The sequence below is a fragment of the Acidihalobacter sp. genome, from assembly GCF_037381185.1.
Classification (GTDB): Bacteria; Pseudomonadota; Gammaproteobacteria; order DSM-5130; family Acidihalobacteraceae; genus Acidihalobacter_A.
This window is the reverse complement of record NZ_JARRQY010000021.1, coordinates 19,783-45,613: the sequence shown is the minus strand read 5'-3', so window position 1 is coordinate 45,613 and position 25,831 is coordinate 19,783. Positions and strand designations below refer to the sequence as shown.

Annotated in this window: 25 protein-coding genes, 1 tRNA gene and 1 riboswitch; of the genes, 20 read left to right on the top strand and 6 right to left on the bottom strand. The window is 63.9% G+C overall.

Going from position 1 to position 25,831, the window contains the following annotated elements:
- The 6 genes from P8014_RS09065 to P8014_RS09040 all read left to right on the top strand — a co-directional run.
- Positions 1-207, top strand: a 207-nt coding sequence (locus tag P8014_RS09065) for an IS3 family transposase (protein ID WP_337816990.1), incomplete at its 5' end; no start/stop codon positions are given.
- A 144-nt stretch (positions 208-351) separates the two neighbouring features.
- Complete coding sequence (locus tag P8014_RS09060; RefSeq protein ID WP_337816989.1) at positions 352-546, top strand: hypothetical protein; 195 nt, start codon at positions 352-354, stop codon at positions 544-546.
- Positions 547-1,020: 474 nt separating this feature from the next.
- Complete coding sequence (locus tag P8014_RS09055; RefSeq protein WP_337816988.1) at positions 1,021-2,061, top strand: ShlB/FhaC/HecB family hemolysin secretion/activation protein; 1,041 nt, start codon at positions 1,021-1,023, stop codon at positions 2,059-2,061.
- Complete coding sequence (locus tag P8014_RS09050) at positions 1,961-2,368, top strand: helix-turn-helix domain-containing protein (protein WP_337816987.1); 408 nt, start codon at positions 1,961-1,963, stop codon at positions 2,366-2,368. The genes P8014_RS09055 and P8014_RS09050 overlap by 101 nt, the downstream gene beginning before the upstream one ends.
- Positions 2,337-2,600, top strand: coding sequence for a hypothetical protein (locus P8014_RS09045; RefSeq protein WP_337816992.1), 264 nt, complete (start codon positions 2,337-2,339; stop codon positions 2,598-2,600). Before P8014_RS09050 ends, P8014_RS09045 begins: the two co-directional genes overlap by 32 nt.
- A 1,054-nt stretch (positions 2,601-3,654) precedes the next feature.
- Complete coding sequence (locus P8014_RS09040; RefSeq protein ID WP_337816986.1) at positions 3,655-3,834, top strand: hypothetical protein; 180 nt, start codon at positions 3,655-3,657, stop codon at positions 3,832-3,834.
- A gap of 382 nt (positions 3,835-4,216) precedes the next feature.
- On the opposite strand, the gene P8014_RS09035 is transcribed toward P8014_RS09040, so the two are convergent.
- Complete coding sequence (locus P8014_RS09035) at positions 4,217-4,396, bottom strand: hypothetical protein (protein ID WP_337816985.1); 180 nt, start codon at positions 4,394-4,396, stop codon at positions 4,217-4,219.
- A gap of 293 nt (positions 4,397-4,689) precedes the next feature.
- Entirely contained in the window at positions 4,690-5,973 is a 1,284-nt protein-coding gene (locus P8014_RS09030) for a hypothetical protein (RefSeq protein WP_337816984.1), read from the bottom strand.
- 154 nt (positions 5,974-6,127) lie between these two features.
- On the opposite strand from P8014_RS09030, the gene P8014_RS09025 reads away from it, so the two are divergent.
- The 5 genes from P8014_RS09025 (at position 6,128) to P8014_RS09005 (ending at position 13,220) form a co-directional block, all read left to right on the top strand.
- Positions 6,128-6,214 (top strand) — tRNA-Leu (locus P8014_RS09025).
- Positions 6,215-6,334: 120 nt separating this feature from the next.
- Positions 6,335-7,777, top strand: a complete 1,443-nt coding sequence (locus tag P8014_RS09020) for a Wadjet anti-phage system protein JetA family protein (protein WP_337816983.1) — start codon at positions 6,335-6,337, stop codon at positions 7,775-7,777.
- Positions 7,767-8,432, top strand: a complete 666-nt coding sequence (locus P8014_RS09015) for a DUF4194 domain-containing protein (protein ID WP_337816982.1) — start codon at positions 7,767-7,769, stop codon at positions 8,430-8,432. The genes P8014_RS09020 and P8014_RS09015 overlap by 11 nt, the downstream gene beginning before the upstream one ends.
- Positions 8,422-12,057, top strand: a complete 3,636-nt coding sequence (locus P8014_RS09010; protein WP_337816981.1) for an SbcC/MukB-like Walker B domain-containing protein — start codon at positions 8,422-8,424, stop codon at positions 12,055-12,057. Before P8014_RS09015 ends, P8014_RS09010 begins: the two co-directional genes overlap by 11 nt.
- Positions 12,057-13,220 carry a Wadjet anti-phage system protein JetD domain-containing protein gene (locus tag P8014_RS09005; RefSeq protein WP_337816980.1) on the top strand — a complete coding sequence of 388 codons (1,164 nt, stop codon included), beginning with the start codon at positions 12,057-12,059 and terminating at the stop codon, positions 13,218-13,220. Before P8014_RS09010 ends, P8014_RS09005 begins: the two co-directional genes overlap by 1 nt.
- A gap of 9 nt (positions 13,221-13,229) precedes the next feature.
- Here P8014_RS09005 and P8014_RS09000 read toward each other — a convergent pair whose 3' ends face one another.
- The gene (locus tag P8014_RS09000) at positions 13,230-14,240 is read right to left on the bottom strand and encodes an aldo/keto reductase (RefSeq protein WP_337816979.1); all 1,011 of its coding nucleotides are present in this window, start codon (positions 14,238-14,240) and stop codon (positions 13,230-13,232) included.
- Between the two features lie 247 nt (positions 14,241-14,487).
- Between P8014_RS09000 and P8014_RS08995 the strand changes: the two genes are divergently transcribed.
- Positions 14,488-14,676 (top strand): hypothetical protein, encoded by a 189-nt coding sequence (locus P8014_RS08995; protein WP_337816978.1) that lies wholly within the window; start codon positions 14,488-14,490, stop codon positions 14,674-14,676.
- Between the two features lie 9 nt (positions 14,677-14,685).
- Positions 14,686-14,817 carry a hypothetical protein gene (locus P8014_RS08990; RefSeq protein ID WP_337816977.1) on the top strand — a complete coding sequence of 44 codons (132 nt, stop codon included), beginning with the start codon at positions 14,686-14,688 and terminating at the stop codon, positions 14,815-14,817.
- 3 nt (positions 14,818-14,820) lie between these two features.
- Here P8014_RS08990 and P8014_RS08985 read toward each other — a convergent pair whose 3' ends face one another.
- Positions 14,821-15,711, bottom strand: coding sequence for a LysR family transcriptional regulator (locus P8014_RS08985; protein ID WP_337816976.1), 891 nt, complete (start codon positions 15,709-15,711; stop codon positions 14,821-14,823).
- 117 nt (positions 15,712-15,828) lie between these two features.
- On the opposite strand from P8014_RS08985, the gene P8014_RS08980 reads away from it, so the two are divergent.
- Positions 15,829-16,785 (top strand): EamA family transporter, encoded by a 957-nt coding sequence (locus P8014_RS08980; protein WP_337816975.1) that lies wholly within the window; start codon positions 15,829-15,831, stop codon positions 16,783-16,785.
- 81 nt (positions 16,786-16,866) lie between these two features.
- Here P8014_RS08980 and P8014_RS08975 read toward each other — a convergent pair whose 3' ends face one another.
- Positions 16,867-17,001, bottom strand: coding sequence for a hypothetical protein (locus P8014_RS08975; RefSeq protein WP_337816974.1), 135 nt, complete (start codon positions 16,999-17,001; stop codon positions 16,867-16,869).
- A 23-nt stretch (positions 17,002-17,024) separates the two neighbouring features.
- Entirely contained in the window at positions 17,025-17,339 is a 315-nt protein-coding gene (locus tag P8014_RS08970) for a hypothetical protein (RefSeq protein ID WP_337816973.1), read from the bottom strand.
- 350 nt (positions 17,340-17,689) lie between these two features.
- A riboswitch (guanidine-I (ykkC/yxkD leader) is annotated at positions 17,690-17,791 on the top strand.
- A 75-nt stretch (positions 17,792-17,866) separates the two neighbouring features.
- On the opposite strand from P8014_RS08970, the gene P8014_RS08965 reads away from it, so the two are divergent.
- The 6 genes from P8014_RS08965 (at position 17,867) to uca (ending at position 25,828) form a co-directional block, all read left to right on the top strand.
- The gene (locus tag P8014_RS08965; protein ID WP_337816972.1) at positions 17,867-18,847 is read left to right on the top strand and encodes an ABC transporter substrate-binding protein; all 981 of its coding nucleotides are present in this window, start codon (positions 17,867-17,869) and stop codon (positions 18,845-18,847) included.
- Positions 18,848-18,883: 36 nt separating this feature from the next.
- Positions 18,884-19,774 carry an ABC transporter permease gene (locus P8014_RS08960; protein ID WP_337816971.1) on the top strand — a complete coding sequence of 297 codons (891 nt, stop codon included), beginning with the start codon at positions 18,884-18,886 and terminating at the stop codon, positions 19,772-19,774.
- A gap of 10 nt (positions 19,775-19,784) precedes the next feature.
- Positions 19,785-20,639 carry an ABC transporter ATP-binding protein gene (locus P8014_RS08955; RefSeq protein WP_337816970.1) on the top strand — a complete coding sequence of 285 codons (855 nt, stop codon included), beginning with the start codon at positions 19,785-19,787 and terminating at the stop codon, positions 20,637-20,639.
- A 68-nt stretch (positions 20,640-20,707) separates the two neighbouring features.
- On the top strand, positions 20,708-21,442 hold the full coding sequence (locus P8014_RS08950; RefSeq protein ID WP_337816969.1) for an urea amidolyase associated protein UAAP1: 735 nt from the start codon (positions 20,708-20,710) through the stop codon (positions 21,440-21,442).
- 20 nt (positions 21,443-21,462) lie between these two features.
- Entirely contained in the window at positions 21,463-22,101 is a 639-nt protein-coding gene (locus tag P8014_RS08945) for an urea amidolyase associated protein UAAP2 (RefSeq protein ID WP_337816968.1), read from the top strand.
- A gap of 112 nt (positions 22,102-22,213) precedes the next feature.
- Positions 22,214-25,828 (top strand): urea carboxylase, encoded by a 3,615-nt coding sequence (gene uca, locus P8014_RS08940; RefSeq protein WP_337816967.1) that lies wholly within the window; start codon positions 22,214-22,216, stop codon positions 25,826-25,828.
- The last annotated feature ends 3 nt before the right edge of the window (positions 25,829-25,831 follow it).

The window sequence follows — 25,831 nt, the reverse complement described above, 5'->3', positions numbered from 1 at the left end:
GAGACGATCAACGGCCTGTACAAGGCCGAGGTGATCCATCGGCGTGGCCCCTGGAAATCAGTCGACGCCGTCGAGTGGGCCACCTTGGAATGGGTGGCCTGGTTCAACAACCAACGCCTGATGGAACCCCTGGGCTATATCCCGCCCGCAGAAGCTGAGGCAAACTACTATCGGCAACTCGGGCAGCCAATCCCCATTGCCGCTTAACTTAAACCCAACAGCCTCCGCGAAAACCGAGGCGGTTCACCTGGTGGGATGCACATCTTCACCGTACCTATCCCGAACAACTCAAATCCTTCAGTCGTGAGAGCAAGATGGGAAGGGGAGGGGGTTAAGTACCTTGAGGAGCCCGTGTATCACGGCAACCCGATTGGCAACGGCCGATCGCTTGTGACTATGGATTGGGGCTTAGATATCGTCGACCACATCCGAGCCGCATCCGGTCTTGAAACTGACATCATTCCCGTCGATGACTTGTCGATGGGCATTCCTGTGGGTTATGTCGAGGTGTTGGTGACGCGCAAGCCAAAGACTACCAAGGCATGAAAGCCATCTAGGATCGGCTACCCAGCCGCGTGACGTTTTGCAAAATGAAACCCCATAAACCGACCACACAAACCCCCGACATTCGAGGTTGCAAAAGCTGGGTAGCAAACGTCCCGTGGGGGCGACTATGGGGGCAATCGTGATTTTTAAAAGCGATAATTTCATAATTAATCAGTAAGTTGTGCATGTTTTTCGGTAGAGACCTCACTCCCGAAAGTGCATTCGGCACTTTCGAATAAGCCTATTTTTAGTGGCATAATTCAATTCCTTGCCGCGTGCTCGATCGTGGCAGGTACGGGATCGTTCCGATCAGCATGCTGTGTCCCGGGCGAGACGAAGAACAGCGACAAACGTCGGACAGGTCTTTGCACGGCTGCGGGCGCGCGGGTTCGCTCTGCGAGACTGCACGGCCTGATGCTTGCGGTGTTTGTCGCCGTCGCATGCTTTCATTCTTCAATTGTGCGGGCGGAAACCTTGAATCAGGCCTCGGCCAATTCCGGTACCGTACTGCGTCGCCAGCAGCAGCGGCAGCAGGCTCAGCAGCAACAACTGGTAAAACATCCCGACGTGCTGCAGCCACAAGCCCGTTCCGGGGCCGAAGTGCGCCTGCCCGAGAGGGAATCGCCCTGTTTCACCATCCACCGGGTGCGCTTGATCGGCGACAAGGCGTTTCCCTGGCTGTACGGCAGCCTGGCCGGACGCGATCACGACGATAGCCCGATCGGTAAATGTCTGGGCGTAAACGGCATCAAACTGCTGGAAAAGCGGGCGCAGAACGCGCTGATCGGTGCCGGCTACATCACCAGCCGGGTGATGATAGGGCCGCAGAATCTGTCCAAAGGCATCTTGCGGCTGACCGTCATCCCGGGGCGCATCTGGCGCGTGGAAATGCACTCGAGGCATGGCAGAGGGCACTGGTCGACGACGCTGCCCTCGCGCTCGGGCGATCTTCTCAACGTCCACGACCTTGATCAGGCGCTGGAGAATTTCAGGCGTTCGCCCACTTCCACGGCCGACATCAAGATAGCGCCCGCGCCCCGGGGATCGCCACCGGGATATTCCAACGTCGTGATCGACTACGCTCAGAGTTTCCCCTTCCGTCTGACGCTGACCGCCGACGGCGCCGAAACCGGCCGCTACCAGGGCGGTATCACACTGTCCTACGACAATCCGCTGACCCTCAACGATCTGTTCTATGTCAGCTATAACCAGAACGTGTCGTTTCTGGATCCGGGCGACCACGGCAACAAAGGCGACACCGTCTACTACTCCGTCCCCTTCGGTTACTGGGCGCTGACCATGGACTACAGCCACTACAGCTACCATCAAAGCGTGGCGGGCTACACCCAGAATTACATCTACAGCGGCACCAGCCACACCTACAACGTCAAGCTCACCCGGGTCGTCTACCGCAATGCCGGCAGCAAATACACGGTCGGCATCAAAGCCTTCGCCCGCGGCAGCCGCAACTACATCGACCATACCAAAATCGCGGTGCAGCGCCGCAATGCGTGAACATCGGGGTCTTGCAATCAAGCATAAGTCGCCGAAGCTTGTCGTATGTTCAGACCCTACGCATCGAGTTGTCGGTGGGCTCTACCAGGTGACCTCGCGCGGTGACCGACGCGAGGCGATGGCGAGGGCATTTCTGAGCGGCGCGTATACGATGCAGGAGATTGGCGAGCATTTTGGCGTGCACTACTCGACGGTCAGCCGTGCAGTTCACTGGTTTGAGTCGCAATTGCAAGACTTCGCTCGCTTGACCCCGCTCGCTGGTGTTGCGCAACACCATGGCGCAAGTCGCGCTCGGCAGTCCCGATGAGCGCCACCGCGCACTCCGCGATACCGTGACTGAATTGTTGAAGATGGATGAGCCGCGTCGACGCATTGCCGCTATGCTCTCCGGTCTCGATATCCACTACAATCTTGGCGAGGCGCACCCGTTGCTCGGGCGGCGCGTGCCCGACCTTGACGTCCGCACCGCGAACGGTCGTTCTACGCGCGTATCCAGTCTGCTGCACGACGCACAAGCCTGTGCTCCTCAATTTCGGTGAACCTGGAGGCTTCGACATTTCATCTTGGGCAAATTGGGTTCGGGTAGTCGACGCCCGATATGAGGGTGTGTGGGAGCTTCCTGTCTTGGGTGATATTGCTGCCCCCCAGCCGTTTTGATACGACCAGATGGACACGTCGCCTGGGTGGGAGATCCAAATCACCCTGCATTACCCGATGCGCTAATCACCAGGTTCGGCCTGCCTCCACACAGTGGCGCAAGGCAATTGAATACAAGAGCCGCTTGAGAAGCGATGATGGTGTAACTGATTCCAGTTTTATATGACGCGTAAGAAGGAGAATAATTATGCGCAAGGCTATTTTAATGTCAGGCTTGATGGTGCTGTTTTCTTTACCATCGATTTCGATGGCGTCATTCAGTTGTAAGTCCGGCACGATAGTGGAGGTTGGACAGACGGAGACGGAAGTCAAACTGAATTGTGGGCCACCGATGAGTGCAACCTATGTGGGCCGAATAGACAAGGTTTACGTTGATAGATGGGTCTATGACCTGGGCCCTGGGACTTTCTACCAGATATTGGATTTTCATAACAACGTACTGTTCCAGATAAGGAATGGCCCAAGAGTGCCTGGATAGGACTGGATGATCTAGAACAGCCCAATTTTCCCGGACACCGAGAGTGCCATGCATACTGGGCCTCAGGAATGGAAGCGACAGCGTCTTAGGGATACTGGCCTAGGCGCTCCCTCGCACCTCGAATTTGTTCCGGTAGACTTTGAGTCAGGCGGCGACTGGTGCAAAGTAAACGGGGTCAGATACCCATCTTGAATGTCGAGCCCTGGCAGCAGAATGTCGGTCTGGAAGGGGGCTTCCAAGGACTGCTCCGCAAAGTCCTTCCGTCGCTTCCGATCTGTCCGTGAAAGCCGGGGCGCTTCAATCTGGTTCTTCCGCCGAAGTGCAGTCTCGCGCGTTCCCAATTGCATTCGAAAACGGACTGCTTGGTAGTCCAAGAATTCATTTTCCTTAGCGTGTGTGCAGTCTTAAATTACACCTACATAATTCATTATTAATCAGATTGGTGTAAGGAGTTGATCATGAACACTCAGCAGGATTTCCGCAACGGTGGTTTTCAACGTAATACGCTGGCAGCGGTTCTTGGAGCCGCGCTGTATTGCAGTGTGAGCGGAGTCAATACTCTTGGGGCAGGCGGGACGCCGGAAAAGCAGCGTTCGAAGAGCCGCCATGGCTTCCGGCTGGGTTTCAAGCTCCGGTAGGCACGCGAAATGCTGTACAGCAGCGGAAGAGAGAAAGGCCGGGCGATACCCGGCCTTTCTGGTTTCTTAGGAACAAGAAATAGAACGTAGGAGAGGCTTGCCGGGCTTTGCGGTATGCATGGCGTGGTATCGCCATGTACGTCTGTCCGGTGGCGGGCTGGGCTGTTGCCGGGCCATGTTCCTGCGATCCGGGGTGCGACGAGGGAGAGCGAGGCTAAGAGGCGCGTTCATAGATGGATGAGCCTGAACAACACGGCGAATCTCGCGCGCAACCACCGCTCAGCGTATCCCGAGGGCGCTGTTGCAGAAGTTGGAGGTCTCCCAAAGGCAGGTGCCCCTAGCCTTTGGGGCTTCCATGAGCGCGACTTGTTTCGTTGCGCGTTTATTTGGTCTTGAAGCCCAGCAGGAAGCTGCGGCGCTTCTTTGCGTGACCCTTGGTCTGTGCCTCGCCTCGTCCAAGATTTTCCGAGCTGCTGTTCATGCTGCGATAAAGCGCAGTGCCGAGCATGGAGGCCAGCGTGTTGTACTGGGAGCCGCAGTCGCGGCAGCCGTGCGTGTTCATGATCGATTCCTTCCGCCAGTCAAAGTCATTGTTGAGTTATGGGGGCGGTAATTTATGCCTGCACATACGCCAAGGAAAATGAATTCTTCGACTGGTCACTAGTCCGTTTTCGAATGGTTCCAGGCGCCGATGTGGGGGACGGATTGACGAGATTCGAATCCAAGGCCGCACGGCTGGATCTTGAGTGGGAAGATCAGTGTTGACGCGGGTTTGGCCCCTACGATTGACGGCTGGCCAGGAGCCGTCTCGTGCCGTAGTCGGCGGGGCGATTAGGCGAGAGCCGAGATGTCGGTTCAGGCGAACCAGTGGCCGTAGGCGGCCAGGGTCGCCATGCTGGCGCAGAGCATGATCAGGCTGTAGTGCCCGTTCCAGCGCAGGAAGTCCAGCGGTGGGATTCGATAACGCCCCTGCAGCGCGAGGTTCATGCCGGAAAATGGGCTGGTGCCGACGCTGATCGCCCATGAGCACAGGAAGGTCATCGCCAGCAGGTCGGGGTTGGGGCGAAGCGGTGCGAGTAGTGTGCCGATCACGGCGATGCCGATCACGGGGTGTACCCCGGCGAGGGCGACGAGATACATGAACAATAGGGTGAGCGCGGCCTGCAGGCCGCCGAAGTGGGTGAACGGCAGCCAGCCATGCAGGGTGCTGAGCGCGCTGTCAACGCCGGCTGCCATGAGCCCGGCGGCCAGGAACAGCAGCAGTTCATTAGCCATCGCTGGAAGGCCCTGGCGCAGATGCGTGCCGAGCTGCGCCGCGGCGCTGCGTTTGGAGAAGCCCAGAAAGGTCAACGTGACCGCCGGCGCGAGCATGCAGATGATGGCCAGGATCGGCCAGTGCGGAAACGTCTCGTGCAGGGCCAGGACGAGGACGGCCAGCGTGCCGGGCAGCCACAGGGTGCCGTAGTGCATGGGGTAGCCTTCGAAGTCGGCGTCTGCGTCGGTCTTGCGCAGCGCCGTGATCGCCAGCCCCAGCGCTGCCAGCGGGATGCCGAGTAGCATCAGCTGCGGTAGCTGCGCCCCCGGTGCATAGGTCAGGGCCGCGGCCATGGCGGCGAAGAACGGCGACCAGAACGCCGCTGCCGAGAAGCCGCGGGTGAGCACGCTGACCTGCCGGGCGTTCAGGTCGCGGTAGGCGGACAGGCGGTCGCCCATGATGAACACGACGGACAGGTTGATGACGGCGCCGAACAGGTGCACGCCTAGCAGCGTGCTCCACAGCGCCTTGCGCCCGTGCGCGATGTGCTCGACGCCCTGTCCGGTGGGGCGGGTGATCAGGCGCAGGAAGCTGACCGCGGCCAGCATGGCGATGAGCAGCGCGTTGCTGCCGAAGATCAGCTGCGGGTCGATGCGGCCGGCATGCGTTGCGCCCCAGGCGAGGCCGGCGAGGCCGATGCCTCCCAGCGCGCCGGCCTGCTTGCGCGTGCGCGGCGCGGCGCGCATCCATAGCAATGCCGCGGCCAGCCAGGCCGGTGCGGCCACCAGCAGTTTCGGCACATGGGCTGGGGCAATGCCGTAGAGCGCAGCGAGGATGACCGTTGCCGAGAGGCACAGTCCGGCGATGAAAGGGATTCGGGTCACGAGGTTGCCAAGGATAGCGCTTTCGCTGGAATTCGTCACAGTGCCGAGGTCGGTTGTCATCTTGGATGCTATGGGATAATTTGCCAGCCTTCGCAGGTGTGTGTTCCGTCGTGCGCGGTGATCCATCACCAGCGTTCTTGTATTTCATGTCTCTGCCCGGGTGGCGAAATTGGTAGACGCAAGGGACTTAAAATCCCTCGGCCGTGAGGCCATGCGGGTTCGATTCCCGCCCCGGGCACCACGAGCAACGAGCGCAGGCGGCATTCTTCCGCGTGCGTGGCGCGCGCGTCCGGCCTGTGGGGAGCCGGCGGGCTGGGCTGCACGGCGGTGAAGATGCCGCGCGTGCATGAGGACGTTCGCGATGTTGTTCGATGAAGGCCGTGAACATTTCTTCCGTCCGCTGAACGGCAAGTACCGGGGGCAGGTCGCCTACTGCCTGAGTACGTTCTACGAACGCCTGTACGGCGCTTTCGCCGACTACAGCCGCAGCTTCGAGCGCGAGCAGGTGATCGAACTCATGGAGGAGGCGATCGCGCGCAGTCCGGTGTTCGAGGAAGAGGAGGGGGACGAGTACGCGGCTGGCTCCCGCTCGCAGCGGGAGCAGGCGAACTGGGTGCTCAACCTGCTGCTGGAGCACGGCTGGCTGGAGCGCCAGATCGACGAGGCCACGCTGCACGCGACCTACGCCTTCACCCGCCACGGGCGCCTGTTCACGCAGCCGATGGTGGACGCCGCCGGCGGACGCTTCCGCACGCGCCACAGAAACACCCGCAACACCCGCAACGCGCTGAAGTCGTTCCTGGACAAGGGCGAGGTCTACGACCTGCTCGACGCCTACGAGTATTCGGAGCGCATCGTGTCGGATTTCTCCGACGTGATTTCGGAGCTGGACGAACGCCGGCGCCAGCTGGTGCGGGAAGTCGAGTCGCAGCAGGTCGTGCAGCGCGCCACGGACGAGTTCTTCGATTTCATGGAAAAGCGCTTCGTGCCCGATCTGGCGATCCGGCTGTCGGCCGACTCGGTGGAGAAATACCGCGACGAGATCGTCGAGCTGCTGGAGCGGGTCAAGCGCAAGCGCCGCGAGTTCAAGGCCCAGGCCGAACGCGAGCTGCGGCGGGCCGCGCCGGAGCTGGTCACAGATCCCGGTCAGTCCGTGTTGTACACCATCTTGGACGGGATCGAGGCGCGCATGCACAACGCCTCGGCGGTCATGCTGCCGGCGCTGCGCCGCGCGCTGAACGGCTTCACGCGGCGCGCGGACATCATCATGCGTCAGCTGAGCTACGCCGGCGGCGGCGTGCAGAACCGGCTGCAGCAGGCCATGGAGCGTTTCCGGCAGGCTTCGCCGCAGCAGCAGGACCAGGCATTGGAGTGCACCGGCAAGGCGCTGGCCACGCTGTCCATCGGCCTGGCCGACGGCGGCGCGCTGCGCCTGCACGCGGGCAGGAAGCCGCGCGTCGTGAACACCGTGGTCGAGGCGCATCGGGAGCACGACCGCGAGGCGCGGCGGCAGCTGTTCATCCAGTCCGCGGTCGATCTCGCGTTCGCCTTCAACAGCAAGGCGCAGCGCGACTACGTGGCCGCCGCGCTCGGCACGGGCCACCGCATCCACAGCCAGAACCTGCCGGTGCGTGATGCGCGGGAGCTGCTGATGAGCGCCCACGCCATCGAGGTCGGCTCCTTGGCGTCCAGCGAGTTCGCGCTCAAGATCACTCCGACCGGCCAACGCGTCAGAACCGACTATTTCGACATGGCCGACGAATTCACGATTGAACTGGTGACCCTGCAAGACGATGCTGAATGACTATCTCTGCGAGCGGCTCGAGAAGGCCGGTGTGGCGCTGGAGGAATTCCGCGAACTGTGCCTGCGGCTGCTCAACTACGGTGTGTTGTGCCGCGACGAAAACCAGACCGAGCAGCAGCTGTACGACCGCTACGTGCGCGTGTCCGAGCTGGTCGACGAGTATCTGAGCGTGGTCGGCGTCCAGGTCTTCCACGAGCGGCGTTTCGCCTACCTGCGGCTCTATCCGCCGGGGGCGCAGATGCCGGGCATGGAAGACGCCGGCGAGGGTGCCTTTGCCGGCGGCCTGCGGGCGCGTCTGCGCCAGGACGAAGTCGCGCTGCTGCTGGTTCTGCGGCTGCAGTACGACAAGGCGCTGCGCGAAGGGCAGATGGACGAGGCGGGCTTCGTCACCGAATCGATCGAGGCGGTCGGCATCGCCATGCGCAACCAGCTCGGGCGCTCCCTGCCGGAGAAGCTGACCGACCGCAAGCGCGTGTTCGAGCGCCTGCGCAAGCTGCGCCTGATCCAGTACCGGCAGGAGGAAGACCTGGAGGCGGGCGACATGGGCGTGAGAATCCATCCTATGATTGCGGCGTTCGTGACCGATGACGCCCTGAGCGCCATGAGCGAGGCGCTGCCCGCGGATGCCGAGGCGGAGGACGCGGATGTTTCTTAAGCGCTTCGTGTTCGTCAACTGGGGGAACATCCCCAGCATCGAGTTCGAGTTTGGCCCGGTCAACCTGTTTTCAGGCGGCAACGGCTCGGGCAAGACCACCGCCGGCGACGCGCTGCAGACCATCATGACGGCTGCGCACGAGAATCTGTTCCAGTTCAATCCGGGGCAGGAGGAGAGCACGCAGCGCGGCCGCGGCGGCAAGCGCTTCCGCACGCTCTCCTCCTATGTGCTGGGCTGCGACGACGGCAGCTACGCGCGCCTGGACCCGACGGACGGCTATCTGGCGGCGGTGTTCCATCCGCACGGCGACGAACCCGGCGAGCCGTTCACGGCGATCGTCGCCGTGCGCGCGTGGCTGGACCGCGCGGGCAGCAACACGGTGGCGCGCCAGGACGACGCGCACTTCTACGTCGCGCCGGGCGTGGGGCTGGAGCAGGGCCATTTCGTGCGCGAACGCGACGGCGAGCGGCACGTCGTCGCGCTGCCCGATCTGCAGACCTCGCTGATCGAGGAGTTCGGAAAGCGGCGCATCGAGCGCTACGACACCAAGAAGGCCTATCTGCGGCGGCTCTACGGCGCGCTGCGCGGTAAGAGCGAGTCGGTGCCGGACCAGGAGGCCATGGCCGCTGCGAAGGCGTTCTCGCGCTTTATGGCCTATAAGCCGGTCAAGAGCATCAACCGCTTCGTGGCCGACGAGATTCTCGAACAGAAGGATCTGGGCGAGGCGATCCGCTCGGTCTCCGCCCAGCTCAAGACCATTCACGCGATGGAGCGCGACGCCGCGCAGCTGGTGGCGTCGATCGAGACGCTGGATCGCGCCAAGCGGCATGCGCAGAGCTATATCGACAGCTGGATCGAACTCAACCTGCTCGATTACACGCTGGTGCAGGCCGAGTATGAGACTCGGCAGCGCGACTATCTGCAGGGCAAGACGCAGCAGCAGGACACGCGGGCGGCGCTGGCGGAGGCGGACAAGCAGATCGCCGCCGCCGGCGAGCAGAGCCGGGCCCTGCAGCAGCAGATGATCAGCCTGGAGGCGCGGCGCCAGGGCATCGACGCATTGCGCCAGAAGGACGAACTCGAACAGCGGGCCGGGGAACTCAACGCCGAGCTGGTCGATGGCGTCAAGGTGGTGATCGGGCAGGACCAGATCCTGACCGCGAACGTCCAGGCGACTCGCGAAATTGCGCGCTCGCTCGCCGAACAGGGCGCCGCCGAGGCGCTGCAGTCCGTGGCGGGGCTCGATGGCCAGGTGCTGGCGCGGGCGGTGATCGACTCCGTCGAGAACGTCCTGCCAGATCTGCACAACCTGCTGCAGCGGGACATTCTCGGCGCCGTGTCGGCTGTCGAAGGCCGCTTCGACGACGTTCTCGACGTACAGGCGGTGCACAATCGCTGGCACGGTTTCTGGCTCGACAGGGGCGCGCAGGGCAGCCTGCGTGACCGTCTGGGCGAGCAGGTCCACGGATACAAGGCGCAGTACGCCAAACTGGTGGGTCAGCGCGAGGAGAAGCAGCGCGAGATCGCGCGGCTCGGCACCGACCAGGTGACCTATCCGCCCCATGTGGACCGGGCGCTCAAGGCGATCCGCCAACAGTGCCCGCAGGCCGAGCCGTGCGTGCTGTGCGATCACGTGGAGGTCAGAGACCCGCGCTGGCAGTCGGCGATCGAGGGCTACATCGGCGGCGCGCGTTTTTCCATCATCGTCGCCGAGGATTACGAGGCCGAGGCGATCCGCATCGTCCGCGGCCTGCCCGGCAGGGACAACCGCGCGCGGGTGATCCAGGGCGGCAAGGCCCTGGAGGACGCCGCCCGGGCGCCGGCCAACGAGGACTCGATCGTTCACGTGCTGGAGTTCACGCACGCGGTCGCGAGGGCCTACATGGTGGCGAGCTACGGCAGCGTGCTGCGCGTGGCGTCGGCCGAGGAGCTGCGCCGGACGCGCCGCGGCGTGACCGACGACGGCATGGGCTCCGGTAACTACAGCATGTGGCGCTGCGACCTGCCCGATGGCGAACTGGTGTTCGGCGCCGCAGCGCGCGAGCGGGCACTGGCCGCCAAGCAGGCTGAACTCGAAGCCATCGAACTGGAGTGGAACGGCGCCAACGACCGGCTGCAGCGCAGCGAGGCGCTACTGCGGGCGGTGGACGCCCTGCAGCCCTCGTCCTACGCGGAGGCGCTGCGCGAGGTCATGGCCCTGCATGGCCGGCTCGAGGAAAACTCCGCGCTGCTGGGGCAACTGGACCTTTCCGAGCACGCGGACATGGAGCAGCGCCTGGCGGAGTTGCAGGAGAAGAGCGCGGCGCTGGACGCCGACAAGGAACGGCTGCTGCAGGACAAGGGCAAGTTCGCCAAGGAACTGGAGGATATCGAGAAACAGTTGAAGGCCTTGAGCGCGCTGCAGGAGGGCAACCGCGAGAAGGTCGAGCGCCACGAGGCCGCACTGTCCGCGATCACCGCGATATGGCCCGATTTCGACGTCGAGGCGCGGCTGGACGAGGCCGACCGGGAGGCGAAGAGCCTGAACGTCGAATTCGCCAAAGAGCAGCGCGGGGTAGTCGAATCGTCCCTGCGTACCGCCGAACGCCATGTGCAGACGGACATCCTCGCACACAACCAGAACTGCCGGAGCGTGGACCGGATCGTCTACGCGCCATTCGGCGGCGACTATGGGGAGGAGTTGTTCCGCGCGATCTGCGATCTGCGGCGCGATCTGGACCGCGTGCACAACGTCATCAAGAACAACGTGCTGGTCGAGAAACATGGGCAGCTGAGCGATCTCAAGGAGACGTTCAACAACGCGTTCGTGTCGCATCTGTGCCACGCGATCTACCAGGCGCTGGGAGACGGCAAGCGCCAGATCGAGCTGCTGAACAAGGAGCTGCAGCATCACCGCTTCGGCGCCGACCGGGAGACCTTCCGCTTCGACAGCGAATGGGTGGCCGAATACCGCGACTACGAACGTTTCTTCAACGAGGTGGTGAAGACGCCCGGGCTGGGCGACGAGGTGTCGCTGTTCGACGCCGAGCTGAGCCAGCGTTCGCGCAAGGTCCGCGAAGAACTCATGGGCATGCTGCTCGACGAGGACGAGGCGCGCGCCATGCGCGATCTGGAGCGCATCGCCGACTACCGCAACTACCGCCGCTACGAGATCTACAAGGAAGTGGAGGGCAAGGAGCCGATTCCGCTGAGCGAGTACGGTACCGGTTCGGGCGGGCAGCTGGAAACGCCCGCCTACATCATCCGCTCCGCGGCCATCACCTCGGCGTTCCGCTTCGCCGAGGGCAAGTCCCACCTGCGCATGGTGCTGGTGGACGAGGCGTTTTCGAAGATGGACGAATCGCGCTCGCGCGAGGTCATCGAATACCTCACGCGTTCGCTCGGCCTGCAGTTGATCTTCATCATGCCGACCAGCAAATGCGGGCCGTACATGGACCTGATCAGCAACGAGTTCGTCTTCGCCAAGGTGCCGAGCGAGGCTTCCCGCGGCGAGCTTTCGACCCGCGTGCTGGTCGACCGCAAGCAGTGCAACCGGGAGCGGATCAGGGAGTTGTGGAATACGCACCGGCGTTCGGTCTACCAGCAGGCCGAACTCGACTTCATGGCCGAGTTCGCGCCGGACTGATGGATTCCGGGCATTCCAGTTCCGGTCCCGCACTCGAGCGTCCGCAATGGCTGGACGACGAGCCGGAGATCGTCGGAATACTCGGCCTGTTCCTCGATCGGCTGAACAGGGCGCCCGCGGAGGAGCGTCGGCGAGAGCCCAGCATCCGGCTCAGCGAGAAGACCGCACCCGGGCTGTTCAGACACGACGCGGCGGCGGACCGCAGCTGGGCGCTGCTGCGCAGCCTCGAGGGCGGGCTGTTCGAGATTCGTTTGAACCGGAAGCGTTTCTTCTATGACGCGGAATACGTTGGCGCGTCCCTGAAGTTGCTCGAAGGCGGTGAAGCTGTCTGTCGCGCCTGGCTCGGGCAGCCGCGCACCGCGTCCTATCGCGACGAATGGCTGCAGGCGATCGAGGCGCATGCGCCGCTTTTCGCCAACGGCGGCGAAGTGCTCCGAAGGCGGGCCATCCATCTCGGGGACAGCTCGGCCAGCGAGGTCGTCGCAGCCTTCGCGCAGGTGGCGGAGCACGTGCATGAGGAGCTGACCCTGCGCCAGCTGAGTGCGCGCTGCTTCCGCGGGCACTCCAAGTTTCTGGACGGGCGGGAGGCCCTGCTGCGCGAGCTGTTCCCGCAGCTGCGGATCGCGCCGCGGCCGGTGATGGTGCAGGTTCGGCTGCCGAGCGAGTGCGCGGGCGTCCTGTTCGTCGAAAACCTCGACAGCTACATCCAACTGATCGTGAATGCGTCGTCGCCGATCGATACGCTGGCGATCGTCTACGCGGCGGGTTTTCGTGGTGGGGCAGAGCGGATCAGAACCCGGGGCGGGGCCGCGCTGCATTATCACGCCGCGGGCGGCGACCGGCCGGCCGGGTGGTTCGAGTCGTGGTGGTTCGGCGAATCGGGCGTGGACCTGCCGGTGTGGTTCTGGGGCGATCTCGACTATGCGGGAATGTCCATTCTGCGTGGGCTGAGGCAGAACTTTCCGACGGCAACGGCCTGGCAGCCGGGCTACGCAGCGCTGCTGGAGGCACTCGACCGGGGCATGGGACATGCCCCGGAACTGAGCGACAAGACCGAGCAGCCGGATCCGGGCGTCACCGGTTGTACCTACGCGGACCGAGAGCTGCTTCCGGCGATGCGCCGTTGCGGGCGCCTCGTCGATCAGGAACTGATCCGGCTGTAGGTGGGCCTGTTAACGATTGCTGTTCTGACGTTCCACCATCCACTGTGGATAGAGTGTGGGCGGAGCCGTGGTCTGCGACAGGCGTTCGATCTGCTCGCCGCTCAGGGCGATGTCCGCGGCGCGCAGGTTGTCCTCTAGCTGATTCTTGCGCTTGGCGCCGATGATCACCGAGGTCACGCCGGTTTGGGCCAGTAGCCAGGCCAGCGACACCTGGGCGATGCTGGCGCCGGTCTGCTTGCCGATGGCCTCGGCCGCATCGATGGCGTCGTAGCCGCGCTCTCGGTCGACGGGAGGGAAGTCAAAGTCCGCCCTGCGCGCATCGGCAGGGGCCGCGGCGTCACGTCGAAACTTGCCGGTCAGGAAGCCGCCGGACAGCGGCGACCAGGGCAGCACGGCCATGTCCTGTTCGCGGCACAGCGGCAGCAGTTCGTGCTCCAGGTCGCGCCCGGCCAGGGAATAATAGGCCTGCAGGGAGGCAAAGCCCGGCCACTGGCCGCATTCGGCCAGCGCCTGTGCGCGGGCGATGTGGCGCGCAGGCCAGTTGGAGCAGCCGAGATAGCGGACCTTGCCGGTGCACACCAGGTCGTCCAGAGCGCGCAGGGTTTCGTCCATGGGCGTGATGCAGTCCCAGCCGTGTACCTGGTACAGGTCGATGTGATCGGTGCCGAGCCGGCGCAGGCTGGCGTCGCAGGCGGCCATGATGTGCTTGCGCGACAGGCCGACCGCGTTGGGATCGGTGTCGCTCATGCTGCCGCGCACCTTGGTGGCGACAATCGCCTCGTCACGGTCGATGCCGGCGTTCTTCAGGGCCTTGCCGAGGATTTCCTCGGATTCGCCGCGCGAGTAGACGTCGGCCGTGTCGAAGAAGTTGATTCCCGCGTCCCAGGCGCGGCGTACCATGTCGTCTGCCTCGGACTGGGGAACGGTGGCGATGTTGAGAAAGCGCGAGCCGAAAGTCATCGTGCCCAGGCAGAGGGCCGATACTTTCAGGCCGGTATGGCCCAGTAGACGGTATTCCATGTTTCACCTCATGGCTTGCGAACGTGGTCGAACGCCGGTTGTCGAACGATGGCGGCGGAATGATGAGCGGACTTCTGAGCGTCGGGGAGAGGCGGGTTGCCTCGGGGAATGCTGACGGAGTCTAAGCCCGACCTTAGCGCCGGGTGTCTGCTGACAAGTATGCTTACTGTCGGCCGATCGTCAAGTTACGAGTCGGTGAAATCGAATTCGATAGCGGTCGACCAGTACTATCGAACAGGCCCTGGACATGTACTCTTTCAGCCGGTCCGTACCGGTAGAGGCAAAGGGTGGTGAACATGAGAATCCACTACCTGCGGCACGTGCCTGCGGCGGCGGGGGGCGTGATAGAGGTATGGGCGGGCCGATGAATATCTACGAGGAGGATGCGTATCCGTGGCTGATCGCGGAAAAGCGTTTCATCCGTCAGGCCATCTAGGCGGGCAAAGTGGTGTTTGGCTTTTGTCTGGGCGCGCGGGTTGCGCGAAATTCCCAAATGGAGATTGGCTGGTTCGATGTGCTCAAACTGCGCTTGTTCGGCTTTCTCGATGCGCTGGCCTTCGTTTGGGGCAAGGAGTGAGGTTCAGTCGGGTGCGGAATAGCGTTCGCTCAGAAAGTCGATGAACACGCGGGTCTTCTTGGATAGGTAACGGTTCGGCAGGTACATGGCGTAGATGTCAGTGTCCGGCGGTGCGTATTCGTCCAGCGCGGTTTCCAGGCGTCCCGAGGCCAGTTCGCGGTCGACGGTGATCGAGGTCAGGCGGATCACGCCGAGCCCGCCCAAAGCGGCTTCGCGTAGTGCGTCGGAACCGTTGACGCGGAAGTTGCCGCCGACGCGTACCCGTTCCTCTCCGGCCGGGCCGTTGAAAAACCATTCGCCTGCACTGGGAGCGGTGCCGTAGAGAACGCAGTTGTGGTGTGCGAGTTCGGCCGGCGTACGCGGCTTGCCGTGCCGACGCCAGTAGGCGGGGGCGGCGCACACGAGCTTGCGGGTCGTGGTCAGGCGTCGTGCGACCAGATTCTGCTGGGGGTTTCCGGTCAGGCGTATGGCGAGGTCGAATCCCTCCGCGGCGAGATCGGCGACACGATCGTTCAGTTCCAGATCGACCTGCACTTCCGGATAGCGTTCAAGGAATTCCGGGACGGCCGGGGCGACATGGCTGGAGCCGAAGGCAACCGGTGCGGTGGTGCGCAGCAGGCCGCGCGGTGCTTCGCTCAGTCGTGCCACGCTCTCCTCGGCCTTGCCGGCTTCCTCCACCACGCGCGCGCAGTGTTCGTAAAACGCGGAGCCGGCTTCGGTCAGGCTCAGCTTGCGGGTCGTGCGGTGCAGCAACTGGGCACCCAGGCCCCGCTCCAGCGCGGCGATCCGCTTGCTCAGGACAGGAGTCGAGATACCGAGATCTCTTGCCGCTGCGGTGAAACTGCCGGCTTCCACTACCCGGGCGAACGCCGCCATCGCTATCAGTGACTGCATGTCGATCGCCTGATTAGTGTGAATTTGGAAATAGTTTCATTCGAAATGGGTGGATTATCAATAAGCGAGAAAAATTTAAACTGCTCCTCACTTTCTGCGGGACATGAGGAGTACGTGATGGGACAGCAAACCAATCGCATGAGCTGGGTCTTGCTGGTACTGGCGGGCTTGATCTGGGGCGGTATGTTCCCGGTTGCCAAGGTGGTGCTGCACAGCGTGGACGCAGTGACCACCACGGCGATTCGTTACGGCTTCGGTTCGCTGATGCTGCTGGCCGTGCTGGCTGCGGTCGAGGGGAGGGCGGCGTTGGCCACCGAAGGCAGGGTACGTCGGCTGTTGGTCTACGGCACCGTCGGTTTCGCCGGCTTCAACATTCTGGCCTACATCGGCCTGGCATATTCCACGGCCGAACATGCGGCGGTGATCATGGCGATGCAGCCGATGATTGCGGTGCTGATGAACTGGCTACGCAACGGTCAGCGGCCTGCGGTCTTCACCCTGGCCAGCGTAGCGGTGGCGTTCGCCGGCGTGTTCCTGGTGGTGACCAACGGTCATCCCGAGCGTGCCTGGCAGGACGGTGCGGCCGTCGGCGATCTGCTGATGCTGGCCGCGGCGCTGTGCTGGGTGACCTATACGCTGGGGGCGGCGGATTTTCCGCACTGGAGTCCGCTGCGCTATACCGGCCTGAGCGGCGCTCTTGGGACGTTGTCGATCATGGCGGTGCTGGGCGTTTCGGTGCTGGTCGGTGCGGTCCGATTGCCCGCCCTGGCCACGGTCGCCGGTCTGGGCTGGGAATTCACCTACCTGGTGGTGCTGGGAGCGGTGGTGGCGGTGCTGAGCTGGAACACCGGCATCAAGGCCGTCGGACCGGTCAACGGCGTGCTGTTCATCAACCTGGTGCCGGTCGTCGCCTTTCTGATCGGCGTCGTCCAGGGCCACGCGTTCGGTCGTGCCGAGGTGCTGGGAGCGGCGTTGGTGATCGCGGCCCTGCTGGCCAACAACCTGTACGGCAGGTGGCGGCGAGCCCCGGTGCCCGCGCCGCGGAACGAAGCGGTATTGTGCGAGGAAGTGTGAGTGCGCCGCGTACCCGCTTGCCGCGCCTGCGGTATATGGGCTGTCTTCTAGGTTTCCTAAATGTCGCCGCTCGCTTCGGTGCTATGCCACGGGCGGGCGGTAGGCCATGCGCAGTCCGCCCCAGTGCCGTCCGTTGACGACGATGGGGGCGGAAGAATCCTTCATCAAAGCGAACTTGTCGCCGCTCATGTCGCGGCGGTAGGCCTGTACCAGCACCGGTTTGGTGTTGAGCGAGGCGTTCAGTCCGGTGCGGTCGTTGAAAATGGTGCGACTACGACAGTGGGCGCGGTTCCAGACCGGATCGCCGGGGCGCTGCGGCTGCGAGTACAGCAGGGTGTGCGTGCCGATGTAGCCGCTGCTGTCGGTGGCGGCGGCGAAGTTGACACGGGTACTGACTTCGTCGACATGGCCCCGGTGATGTCGGACACCTCGATGCCGAGCTTGCCGAGCAGGTTCACGGTCTGGGCGAAAACCGAGCGGTACGGCTCCATCTGGCGCCCGGTCAATTCGGCCGAACCATGGGTCGTGGTGCGTTTGATAGACAAGCGGAACATGTCGGGATTCTCCGTGATCGTTATGTTCGTAGCGCGTGCCTGGGCGCTGCGTACAGGGGGCGGGTGGCTATCCACTTACCACGATATGGTCCACGCCTGTATTCAATGTGGATCATTAGCGGCTGCTGCGGGATGCTGCGTGCATGCGATGTCGACTAAGGGTTTTCGGGCGCACGTTCTTGTGGCGCTCTCCGCGATCGCGCACTGATTTTATGCGTATGTTTGGGCTGGTTTGGGCGGATATTCCCTGTCAGTACGCGGCCTACAAAATTGGCCCACTTTTTGCCTTTCATACGGGAAGTGAATTTGGGATGGCTTGCGTATTCGATGTGACATAGGTCCAGACAATTTGCAAAGGCGACTAGGGTTCCGCTCGCATGCAGGCGAGGTCTGGACCGAGAGTCTCCGGCTCCGCATGCGGGGCTACACGGCGGGATAAAAGCCCGGGAGGTTGAATACGAAAGTATTTGCCCCCGGGCTTTTTCTTTGGGCGATCGATTGCTCTTTCGACACGTGGAGGTGGGATTATGCGACGCATCAAACAGGCAATTCTTGCGCTGGGGGTAGTCCTCGCAGCGAGCACGGCGTGGATGCCGGCAGCTCGGGCGCAGATCACGCTGGGTATCAGCGACTGGCCCGGCTGGGTGGCGTGGTACATAGCCAAGGAGAAGGGCTACTTCAAGAAGTACGGGGCCGACGTCAAGCTGGTGTGGTTCCCGTCCTATATCGATTCGGTCAGTGCCTTGTCGGCCGGTCAGCTCGATGCCAACAGCCAGGCGCTGATCGACAGTCTGGCACCGATCGAGAAGGGCGTGCCGATCAAGGTCGTGCTGGTCACCGATAATTCGGCCGGCAACGACGCGTTGATGGTGAACAACTCGATCAAGAGTTTCGCCGACCTGAAGGGCAAGACGCTGGGGCTCGAGCAGTATTCGATCGAGAACTACCTGGCCGACACCGCGATGGCGCGCAACGGCATCAAGCCCAGCGACGTCAAGATCGTCAACATGAGTACCGGCGATGCCGCCGCGGCGCTCATCTCCGGGCGCATCGATGCGGCCGGCGTGTGGAATCCGTGGATCAACCGCATCCAGAACAGCGGCAAAGGACATCCTTTGTTTACCAGCAAGGATGCGCCCGGCCTGATTCCCGATATCGTCGCTGCGCGCGAGTCCTCGCTCAAATCCAAGGCCAAGGATTTCGAGGGCCTGGTCAAGGCCTGGTACGCGGTGGTGCGCTTCGTGCGCGAGAACCCGCAGGCTGCGGCCGAGATCATGGCGCCGCATGTCGGCCTGGATCCCAAGGAGTACGCCCAGTCGCTGGCCGGCACCCGGTTGTTCGGGGAGAAGCTCAATCTCGAGGCGATGCAGCCTGGCTCCAGCCCGGTGTCGCTGTTCAACAGCACCGAGAACACCGGCAAGTTCCTGATCAAGGCCGGTGCGATCGATAAGATTCCGAATCCCAATGCCTTCATCGATTCGAGCTTCGCGAAACAGGCGGCCAAGTAACGCCAGCCCCCCCATCAACCGGCAGAGAGGTGATTCATGGCTGCTTCCCCGGATTCCGGCATTAGCCGCATCGGCATGGGACCCAACATGTCCGGCGCGGGCAAGAGAAACAGTGAAACGGGTGCGAAGAAGGCGAGAGTGGGTCGATTTTGGGCCATTCGCGGCGAACTCAGCCGGCGCGATTATCTACTCATCGCCTTCGGCAGCTTCATGCTGGCCATGCTCGGTTGGTGGGGGCTTTCCGTCAGCGGACTGGTACCCCGGTTGTTCCTGCCCACGCCGTTGGACATCGCCGAGCGGCTCGGCCACTGGTATGCCGACGGCAATCTCCTGGCCGATACGCAGATCAGCGTATTCCGCGTCACTGCAGGTTTTCTGCTTTCGGCGCTGATGGCGGTGCCGCTGGGTCTGTACATCGGCACCTATCGCCCGGTGCAGGCCTTCTTCGAACCGATGGTGGAATTCGCCCGCTATCTGCCGGCGGTCGCCTTCGTGCCGCTGGTGCTGCTGTGGGTGGGCATCGGCGAGGGGGCCAAGATCACGGTGATCTGGATCGGCACCTTTTTCCAGATGGTGCTGATGGTGTCGGAGAACGTGCGCCACGTGCCGGCGGCGCAGATCGAGGCTGCGCAGACCATGGGCGCGAGCCGGCGCGAGATCGTTTCCAAGGTGATCCTGAAGTCGGCGCTGCCGGACATCGTCGACACGCTGCGCATCACGCTCGGCTGGGCCTGGACCTATCTGGTGGTGGCCGAGATGGTGGCCGCCAATTCGGGTCTGGGTTACGCCATCCTGCAGGCACAGCGTTTCCTGCAGACCGGCAAGATCTTCGGGGGAATTCTGGTGATCGGCGCGATCGGGCTGCTCATGGACCAGCTGTTCCGACTGTTCCATCGCCGGGCTTTCCCCTGGCTGCACAAGCGTTGAGGAGGCTGCAATGGAGACGCCCAAGATAGCCGTCCGCGATCTGGAGAAGGTCTTTTTCACCAAGGGGCGCGAATTTGCCGCGCTGCAGGACATCAACATCGATGTGCGCCGCAACGAGTTCCTGGCGCTGGTCGGCGCCTCCGGCTGCGGCAAGTCGACGCTGTTGCGCATCATCGGCGGGCTGGAGCACCCGAGTTCCGGTCAGGTGCTGGTCGACGGTGAGCCGGTGTTCGGACCCGGCAAGGATCGCGTCATGGTGTTCCAGGACTACAGTCTGTATCCCTGGCTCAGCGTGATCGAGAACATCCGCTTCTGCCGCGAACTAGCTGCGCATACGCGCATCAACACCATTTCCGATTCGGCTACTGCCGTCGATCGTTCGTATGCGCTGCTGGAGCTGATGGGACTGGAGGCGGTCAAGGACGCGCATCCCAATGAGCTTTCCGGCGGCATGCGCCAGCGCGTGGCGATCGCCCGCGCGCTGATGTCGCGCCCGGACGTACTGTTGATGGACGAGCCGTTCGGCGCGCTGGACGCGCAGACCCGCGAGGTCATGCACGACCTCATTCTGCACGTCTTCGAAATCGAGAAATGCACCATCGTGTTCGTCACTCACGATGTGGAAGAGGCGATCTATCTGGCCGACCGCGTGGTGGTGCTGGCGCCGAATCCCGGGCACGTCGATTCGATCCACGAGATCGACCTGCCGCCGCCGTTGGAGCGGGATCAGGAATTGAAGCTGTCGACCGACTTCGTCGAGCAGAAGCGCGCCATCCTGCATCGCATCCGCGAAACCACGGGCGTGCAGCGCGATCTGGAGAAGCTAGACCGTCTGACCAAGCACCTGCAGGAAACGCACGCCTAGCGCTGCTTGGACGGCGCCGAGAAGAACGCTGCAATGAGCGGCGAGGAACTCATACGTAGGAGAAAGTAATGGCTGAATTGATTTATGAGGACGTCATTCCGGGCGGCGCCCACTGGTCGCTGGAAGTGCCACGGGGAGTCAGTCTGAGTTTCGTCGACGAGAGCGGCGGCGCCAACGTCGGCATGCTGATGTACAACCCGCGCAATCCGCTGGAGCGCTACAACGCGCCGGATACGCTCAAGTGCCAGCACACCTTCAAATTGACCCACGGCAACTGCCTGTACTCCGACATGGGGCGCATCTTCTGCTCCATCGTCGAGGACACGGTCGGCTGGCACGACACCGTCGGCGGCGTGTTGAGCAAGGAGAAGCTGCGCGAAAAATGGCCGGAATGTACCTACCAGCAGGCGCGCAACGAGTGGACGCAGAGCGGCCTCGACAGTTTCCTGGTGGAGCTGGCCAAGTACGGCCTGGGGCGCAAGGATCTGGCCGCCAACCTGAATCTGTTCAGCAAGCTGGCGGTGGACGAGGGGGGCGACCTGAGCTTCGTCGAGAACAACAGCAAGGCCGGCGACCGCATCACGCTGCGCTTCGAGATGGACACGCTGGTGATCTTCCACACCTGTCCGCATCCGATGAACCCCGCGCCTGAATATCCCCGGAAGCCGGTGCGCTACCAGCTGTGGAAGGCCGATCCGATGACGGACGACGATGAGTGCCTGAATTCGCGCATCGAGAATCGTCGCGGTTTCCAGAACAACGCGCTGTACCACGCCGGCTGCGGCGAAACGCATTGCTGCTGATCGGATAAGGAGACGCCCAGATGATCAAACCGAGTCAACTCCAAGCCGAGGACGCGGCATTCAGCCAGGTGGTGCCGGCCGGCGACTATTTCATCAAGGAAATCAAACGGGGCGAGACCGTGCGCATTCTCGACCTGGAAGGCAATCAGGCGGCGGACACGCTGTTCTTCAGCGCCGCCGACCCGACCGAGCGCTACAGTGCGGTGGACACCATCCGCGAGCAGGGCAACGTCTATCTGACCGCGGGAACCGTGCTGATGAGCACTGCGGGCAATCCGATGCTGGAGATCGTCGCCGATACCTGCGGGCGCCACGATACGCTCGGCGGCGCCTGCGCGAGCGAATCCAATACCGTGCGCTACGGCCTGGAAACGAAGGCCATGCACGCCTGCCGCAACAGCTGGATGCTGGCGGTCGCCGAGCGCGAGGAGTTCGGCCTGAGCAAGCGCGACATCACTCACAACATCAATTTCTTCATGAACGTGCCGGTCACGCCGGAGGGCGGATTGACCTTCGAGGACGGCATCTCGGACGCCGGCAAGTACGTCGAGCTCGAAGCCAGGATGGACGTTCTCATCCTGATCTCGAACTGTCCGCAGCTCAACAACCCTTGCAACGCCTACAACCCGACGCCGATCGAGGTGCTGGTCTGGCAGTAGTGCAATCCGGTCGGCGCGTTGAGTGCGCCATGCGGGACGACCCGTATCGCGTCGTATTCCGTGGGACGACCCACGTGCAAAGGGAGAGGGCGGCGCTAGCCCGTTCGCAAGCATGTTCGAGAAGGTTCTGATTGCCAATCGCGGCGCGATCGCCTGCCGCATCATCCGTACGCTGCGGCGCATGGGCATCCGTTCGGTGGCGGTTTACTCCGAGGCCGACCGCCACTCGCGCCATGTGATCGAGGCCGACGAGGCGGTGTGTCTCGGCCCGGCGCCGGTCGCAGAGAGCTATCTGCGCCAGGACCGTATCCTGGACGCGGCGCGCGAGACCGGCGCCGGCGCCATCCATCCCGGCTACGGCTTCCTCAGCGAGAACGCGGCCTTCGCCGAGGCCTGCGAGGCGGCCGGCATCGCCTTCGTCGGCCCGACGCCGCAGCAGATGCGCGACTTCGGCCTCAAGCACACCGCGCGCGAGCTGGCCGAAAGCAACGGCGTGCCGTTGCTGCCCGGCAGCGGCCTGCTCGACGACGTCGCCCACGCGCTGCGCGAGGCCGAGCGCATCGGCTACCCGGTGATGCTCAAGAGCACCGCCGGAGGCGGCGGCATCGGCATGCAGCTGTGCTGGAGCGCCGAAGAACTGGGCGAAGCCTTCCATTCGGTCGAGCGCCTGTCGCGCAGCAACTTCAGCCAGGGCGGCATCTTCCTGGAGAAGTACGTCGAGATCGCGCGCCACATCGAGGTGCAGATCTTCGGCGACGGGCAGGGCCGGGTGGCGGCGTTAGGCGAGCGCGACTGCTCGGTGCAGCGGCGCAACCAGAAGGTCATCGAGGAGACACCCGCACCGGGTCTGGACGATGCGCTGCGCGAACAGCTGTACGAAGCCGCGGTGCGCTTCGGAAAGGCGGTGAACTACCGTTCCGCGGGTACGGTCGAGTACGTCTACGACGTCAAGGCCGGGGCGTTCTACTTTCTCGAGGTCAACACCCGGCTGCAGGTCGAGCACGGCGTCACCGAAATGGTCGCCGGCGTCGACCTGGTGGAGTGGATGCTGCGCGTGGCGGCCGGCGAACCGCCGGCGCTGGACGGCTACACCTTCGCGCCGCAAGGGCATTCGGTGCAGGTGCGCCTTTATGCCGAGGACCCCGGCAAGCAGTTCCAGCCCAGCGCCGGCCTGCTCAACGAGGTCGTCTTCCCGCAGGATCTGCGGGTCGACACCTGGGTCGAGACCGGCAGCGAGGTGTCGGCCTATTACGACCCGATGCTGGCCAAACTCATCGCGCACGGCGCCACGCGCGAGGAGGCGCTGGAGCGGCTCGGCGCCGGATTGGCCGAAACAAAGGTCTACGGCATCGAGACCAATCTCGACTACCTGCGCCAGGTCATCGCCGACGAGGTGTTCGCCGGGGGACGGCAGTACACCCGCTATCTCGGCCACTTCGACTTCAGGCCGCGCACCATCGACGTGCTCTCGCCGGGCACCCAGTCGACGGTGCAGGACTATCCGGGGCGCACCGGCTACTGGGACGTCGGCGTGCCGCCCTCGGGGCCGATGGATGCGCTGGCCTTCCGCGTCGCCAACCGCATCGTCGGCAATCCGGAGGGCGCGGCCGCGCTGGAGCTGACGGTCACCGGTCCGACGCTGCGCTTCAACGCGGAGACGGTGATCGCGCTGACCGGCGCGCGCATGAAGGCCGAGCTGGACGGCGTTCCGGTGCCCTATGGCGAACCGCTGCATGTGACCGCCGGCGCGACGCTCAAGCTGCGCGGCATCCAGGGCGGCGGCAGCCGCACCTACCTGGCCGTGCAGGGCGGGCTCGACGTGCCCGACTACATGGGCAGCAAGGCGACCTTCACCCTGGGGCAGTTCGGCGGCCATGCCGGACGCACCCTGCGCGTCGGCGACGTGCTGCGCTTGCAGCGCACCGGCGCCGATCTCGCTGACTGCGCCGCCGCACCGGCTTCGCTGGTGCCGGAATACGCCGGGCACTGGGACATCGCCGTGATGTACGGCCCGCACGGCGCGCCCGATTTCTTCACCGACACCGACGTGGCCACCTTCTTCGCCACCGATTGGGAGGTGCACTACAACTCCAGTCGCACCGGCGTGCGCCTAATCGGCCCCAAGCCCAAGTGGGCGCGCAAGGACGGCGGCGAGGCCGGGCTGCATCCCTCCAACATCCACGACAACGCCTACGCCATCGGCGCAGTCGATTTCACCGGCGACATGCCGGTGATCCTCGGACCCGACGGCCCCAGTCTGGGCGGCTTCGTATGCCCGGCCACCATCGTGCAGGCCGAGCTATGGAAGATGGGCCAGCTCAAGCCGGGCGACACGGTGCGTTTCCACTGCATCGGCGTGGCGGAGGCCGGTTCGCGCGAGGCCGCGCAGGACGCCGCGGTCGCCGCGCTGGCGTCGCTGGAGCAAGCGGTCACCGCGACGCACGTGCCGGGCGAGAGCGCTACGCCCGTGCTGCACCGCGAGGCTGGCGACGGCGAACAGGTAGCGGTGTGCTATCGCCAGGCCGGCGACAAATACCTGCTGGTCGAATACGGCCCGCTGGTGCTGGACCTGGAGCTGCGTTTTCGCGTGCAGGCGCTGATGACCTGGCTGATCGAGCGGGAAGTGCCCGGCATCGTCGATCTCACCCCCGGTATCCGTTCGCTGCAGCTGCACTATGACAGCCGCGAGGTCGGTCAGGCCGAACTGCTCGAATTGCTGCGCCGGGCCGAGTCCGAACTGCCGGCGATCGACGACATGGAGATGCCGAGCCGTATCGTGCATCTGCCGCTGTCCTGGGACGATCCGGCCACGCAGCTCGCCATCCGCAAGTACGAGCAGTCGGTGCGCAAGGACGCGCCGTGGTGTCCCAGCAACATCGAATTCATCCGCCGCATCAACGGCCTGGACAGCATCGACGAGGTCCGCGAGATCCTGTTCGGCGCCAGCTACCTGGTGATGGGCCTGGGCGACGTCTATCTGGGCGCGCCGGTCGCCACGCCGCTGGACCCGCGCCAGCGCCTGGTGACCACCAAGTACAACCCGGCACGCACCTGGACGCCGGAGAACGCGGTGGGCATCGGCGGCGCATATCTGTGCGTGTACGGCATGGAAGGGCCGGGCGGCTACCAGTTCGTCGGCCGCACGGTGCAAATGTGGAACCGCTACCGCCAGACCGACGATTTCACCGACGGCAAGCGCTGGCTACTGCGCTTTTTCGATCAGCTGCGTTTCTATCCGGTGTCCTCCGAGGAGCTGCTGCAACTGCGCGAGGATTTCGTGCAGGGCCGCTTCAAGCTGAAGGTCGAGGACAGCGTGCTCAGGCTGCGCGACTACCGCGCCTTCCTTGCCGCCGAGCGCGAGTCGATCGGCGCCTTCGAGAGTCGCCGGCAGGCCGCCTTCGAGGCCGAGCGCGAACGCTGGGAGGCGGCCGGACAGGTCGAGTACGCGGAAGACCCGGCCGGCGATGCCGCCGGTGCTGATCCGGGCGTGGACCTGCCGCCGGGCTGCATCGGGCTCGCCTCGCCGGTTACCGGCAGCGTGTGGCAGGTGCTGGTCGAGGCCGGTGCGCGCGTGGAGGCCGGCCAGGAGCTGGTCGTCGTCGAGGCGATGAAGATGGAGATATCCATCGAAGCCGAGGAGGCCGGCACGGTCGTCGACATCCTGTGCGCCCAGGGCACCTCCGTATCTGCCGGCCAGATCCTGCTGATCATCGAACCCGACGAGTAACAG

Bases quoted from the DNA above. Each gene is read 5' to 3' on its own strand.
- P8014_RS09050 (WP_337816987.1), top strand. From the start codon at position 1,961: ATGCCGGCAGCAAATACACGGTCGGCATCAAAGCCTTCGCCCGCGGCA.
- P8014_RS09045 (WP_337816992.1), top strand. From the start codon at position 2,337: ATGGCGCAAGTCGCGCTCGGCAGTCCCGATGAGCGCCACCGCGCACTC.
- P8014_RS09040 (WP_337816986.1), top strand. From the start codon at position 3,655: ATGAACACTCAGCAGGATTTCCGCAACGGTGGTTTTCAACGTAATACG.
- P8014_RS09035 (WP_337816985.1), bottom strand. From the start codon at position 4,396: ATGAACACGCACGGCTGCCGCGACTGCGGCTCCCAGTACAACACGCTG.
- P8014_RS09020 (WP_337816983.1), top strand. From the start codon at position 6,335: ATGTTGTTCGATGAAGGCCGTGAACATTTCTTCCGTCCGCTGAACGGC.
- P8014_RS09015 (WP_337816982.1), top strand. From the start codon at position 7,767: ATGCTGAATGACTATCTCTGCGAGCGGCTCGAGAAGGCCGGTGTGGCG.
- P8014_RS09010 (WP_337816981.1), top strand. From the start codon at position 8,422: ATGTTTCTTAAGCGCTTCGTGTTCGTCAACTGGGGGAACATCCCCAGC.
- P8014_RS09005 (WP_337816980.1), top strand. From the start codon at position 12,057: ATGGATTCCGGGCATTCCAGTTCCGGTCCCGCACTCGAGCGTCCGCAA.
- P8014_RS09000 (WP_337816979.1), bottom strand. From the start codon at position 14,240: ATGGAATACCGTCTACTGGGCCATACCGGCCTGAAAGTATCGGCCCTC.
- P8014_RS08995 (WP_337816978.1), top strand. From the start codon at position 14,488: ATGTACTCTTTCAGCCGGTCCGTACCGGTAGAGGCAAAGGGTGGTGAA.
- P8014_RS08985 (WP_337816976.1), bottom strand. From the start codon at position 15,711: ATGCAGTCACTGATAGCGATGGCGGCGTTCGCCCGGGTAGTGGAAGCC.
- P8014_RS08980 (WP_337816975.1), top strand. From the start codon at position 15,829: ATGGGACAGCAAACCAATCGCATGAGCTGGGTCTTGCTGGTACTGGCG.
- P8014_RS08970 (WP_337816973.1), bottom strand. From the start codon at position 17,339: ATGTTCCGCTTGTCTATCAAACGCACCACGACCCATGGTTCGGCCGAA.
- P8014_RS08965 (WP_337816972.1), top strand. From the start codon at position 17,867: ATGCGACGCATCAAACAGGCAATTCTTGCGCTGGGGGTAGTCCTCGCA.
- P8014_RS08960 (WP_337816971.1), top strand. From the start codon at position 18,884: ATGGCTGCTTCCCCGGATTCCGGCATTAGCCGCATCGGCATGGGACCC.
- P8014_RS08955 (WP_337816970.1), top strand. From the start codon at position 19,785: ATGGAGACGCCCAAGATAGCCGTCCGCGATCTGGAGAAGGTCTTTTTC.
- P8014_RS08950 (WP_337816969.1), top strand. From the start codon at position 20,708: ATGGCTGAATTGATTTATGAGGACGTCATTCCGGGCGGCGCCCACTGG.
- P8014_RS08945 (WP_337816968.1), top strand. From the start codon at position 21,463: ATGATCAAACCGAGTCAACTCCAAGCCGAGGACGCGGCATTCAGCCAG.
- uca (WP_337816967.1), top strand. From the start codon at position 22,214: ATGTTCGAGAAGGTTCTGATTGCCAATCGCGGCGCGATCGCCTGCCGC.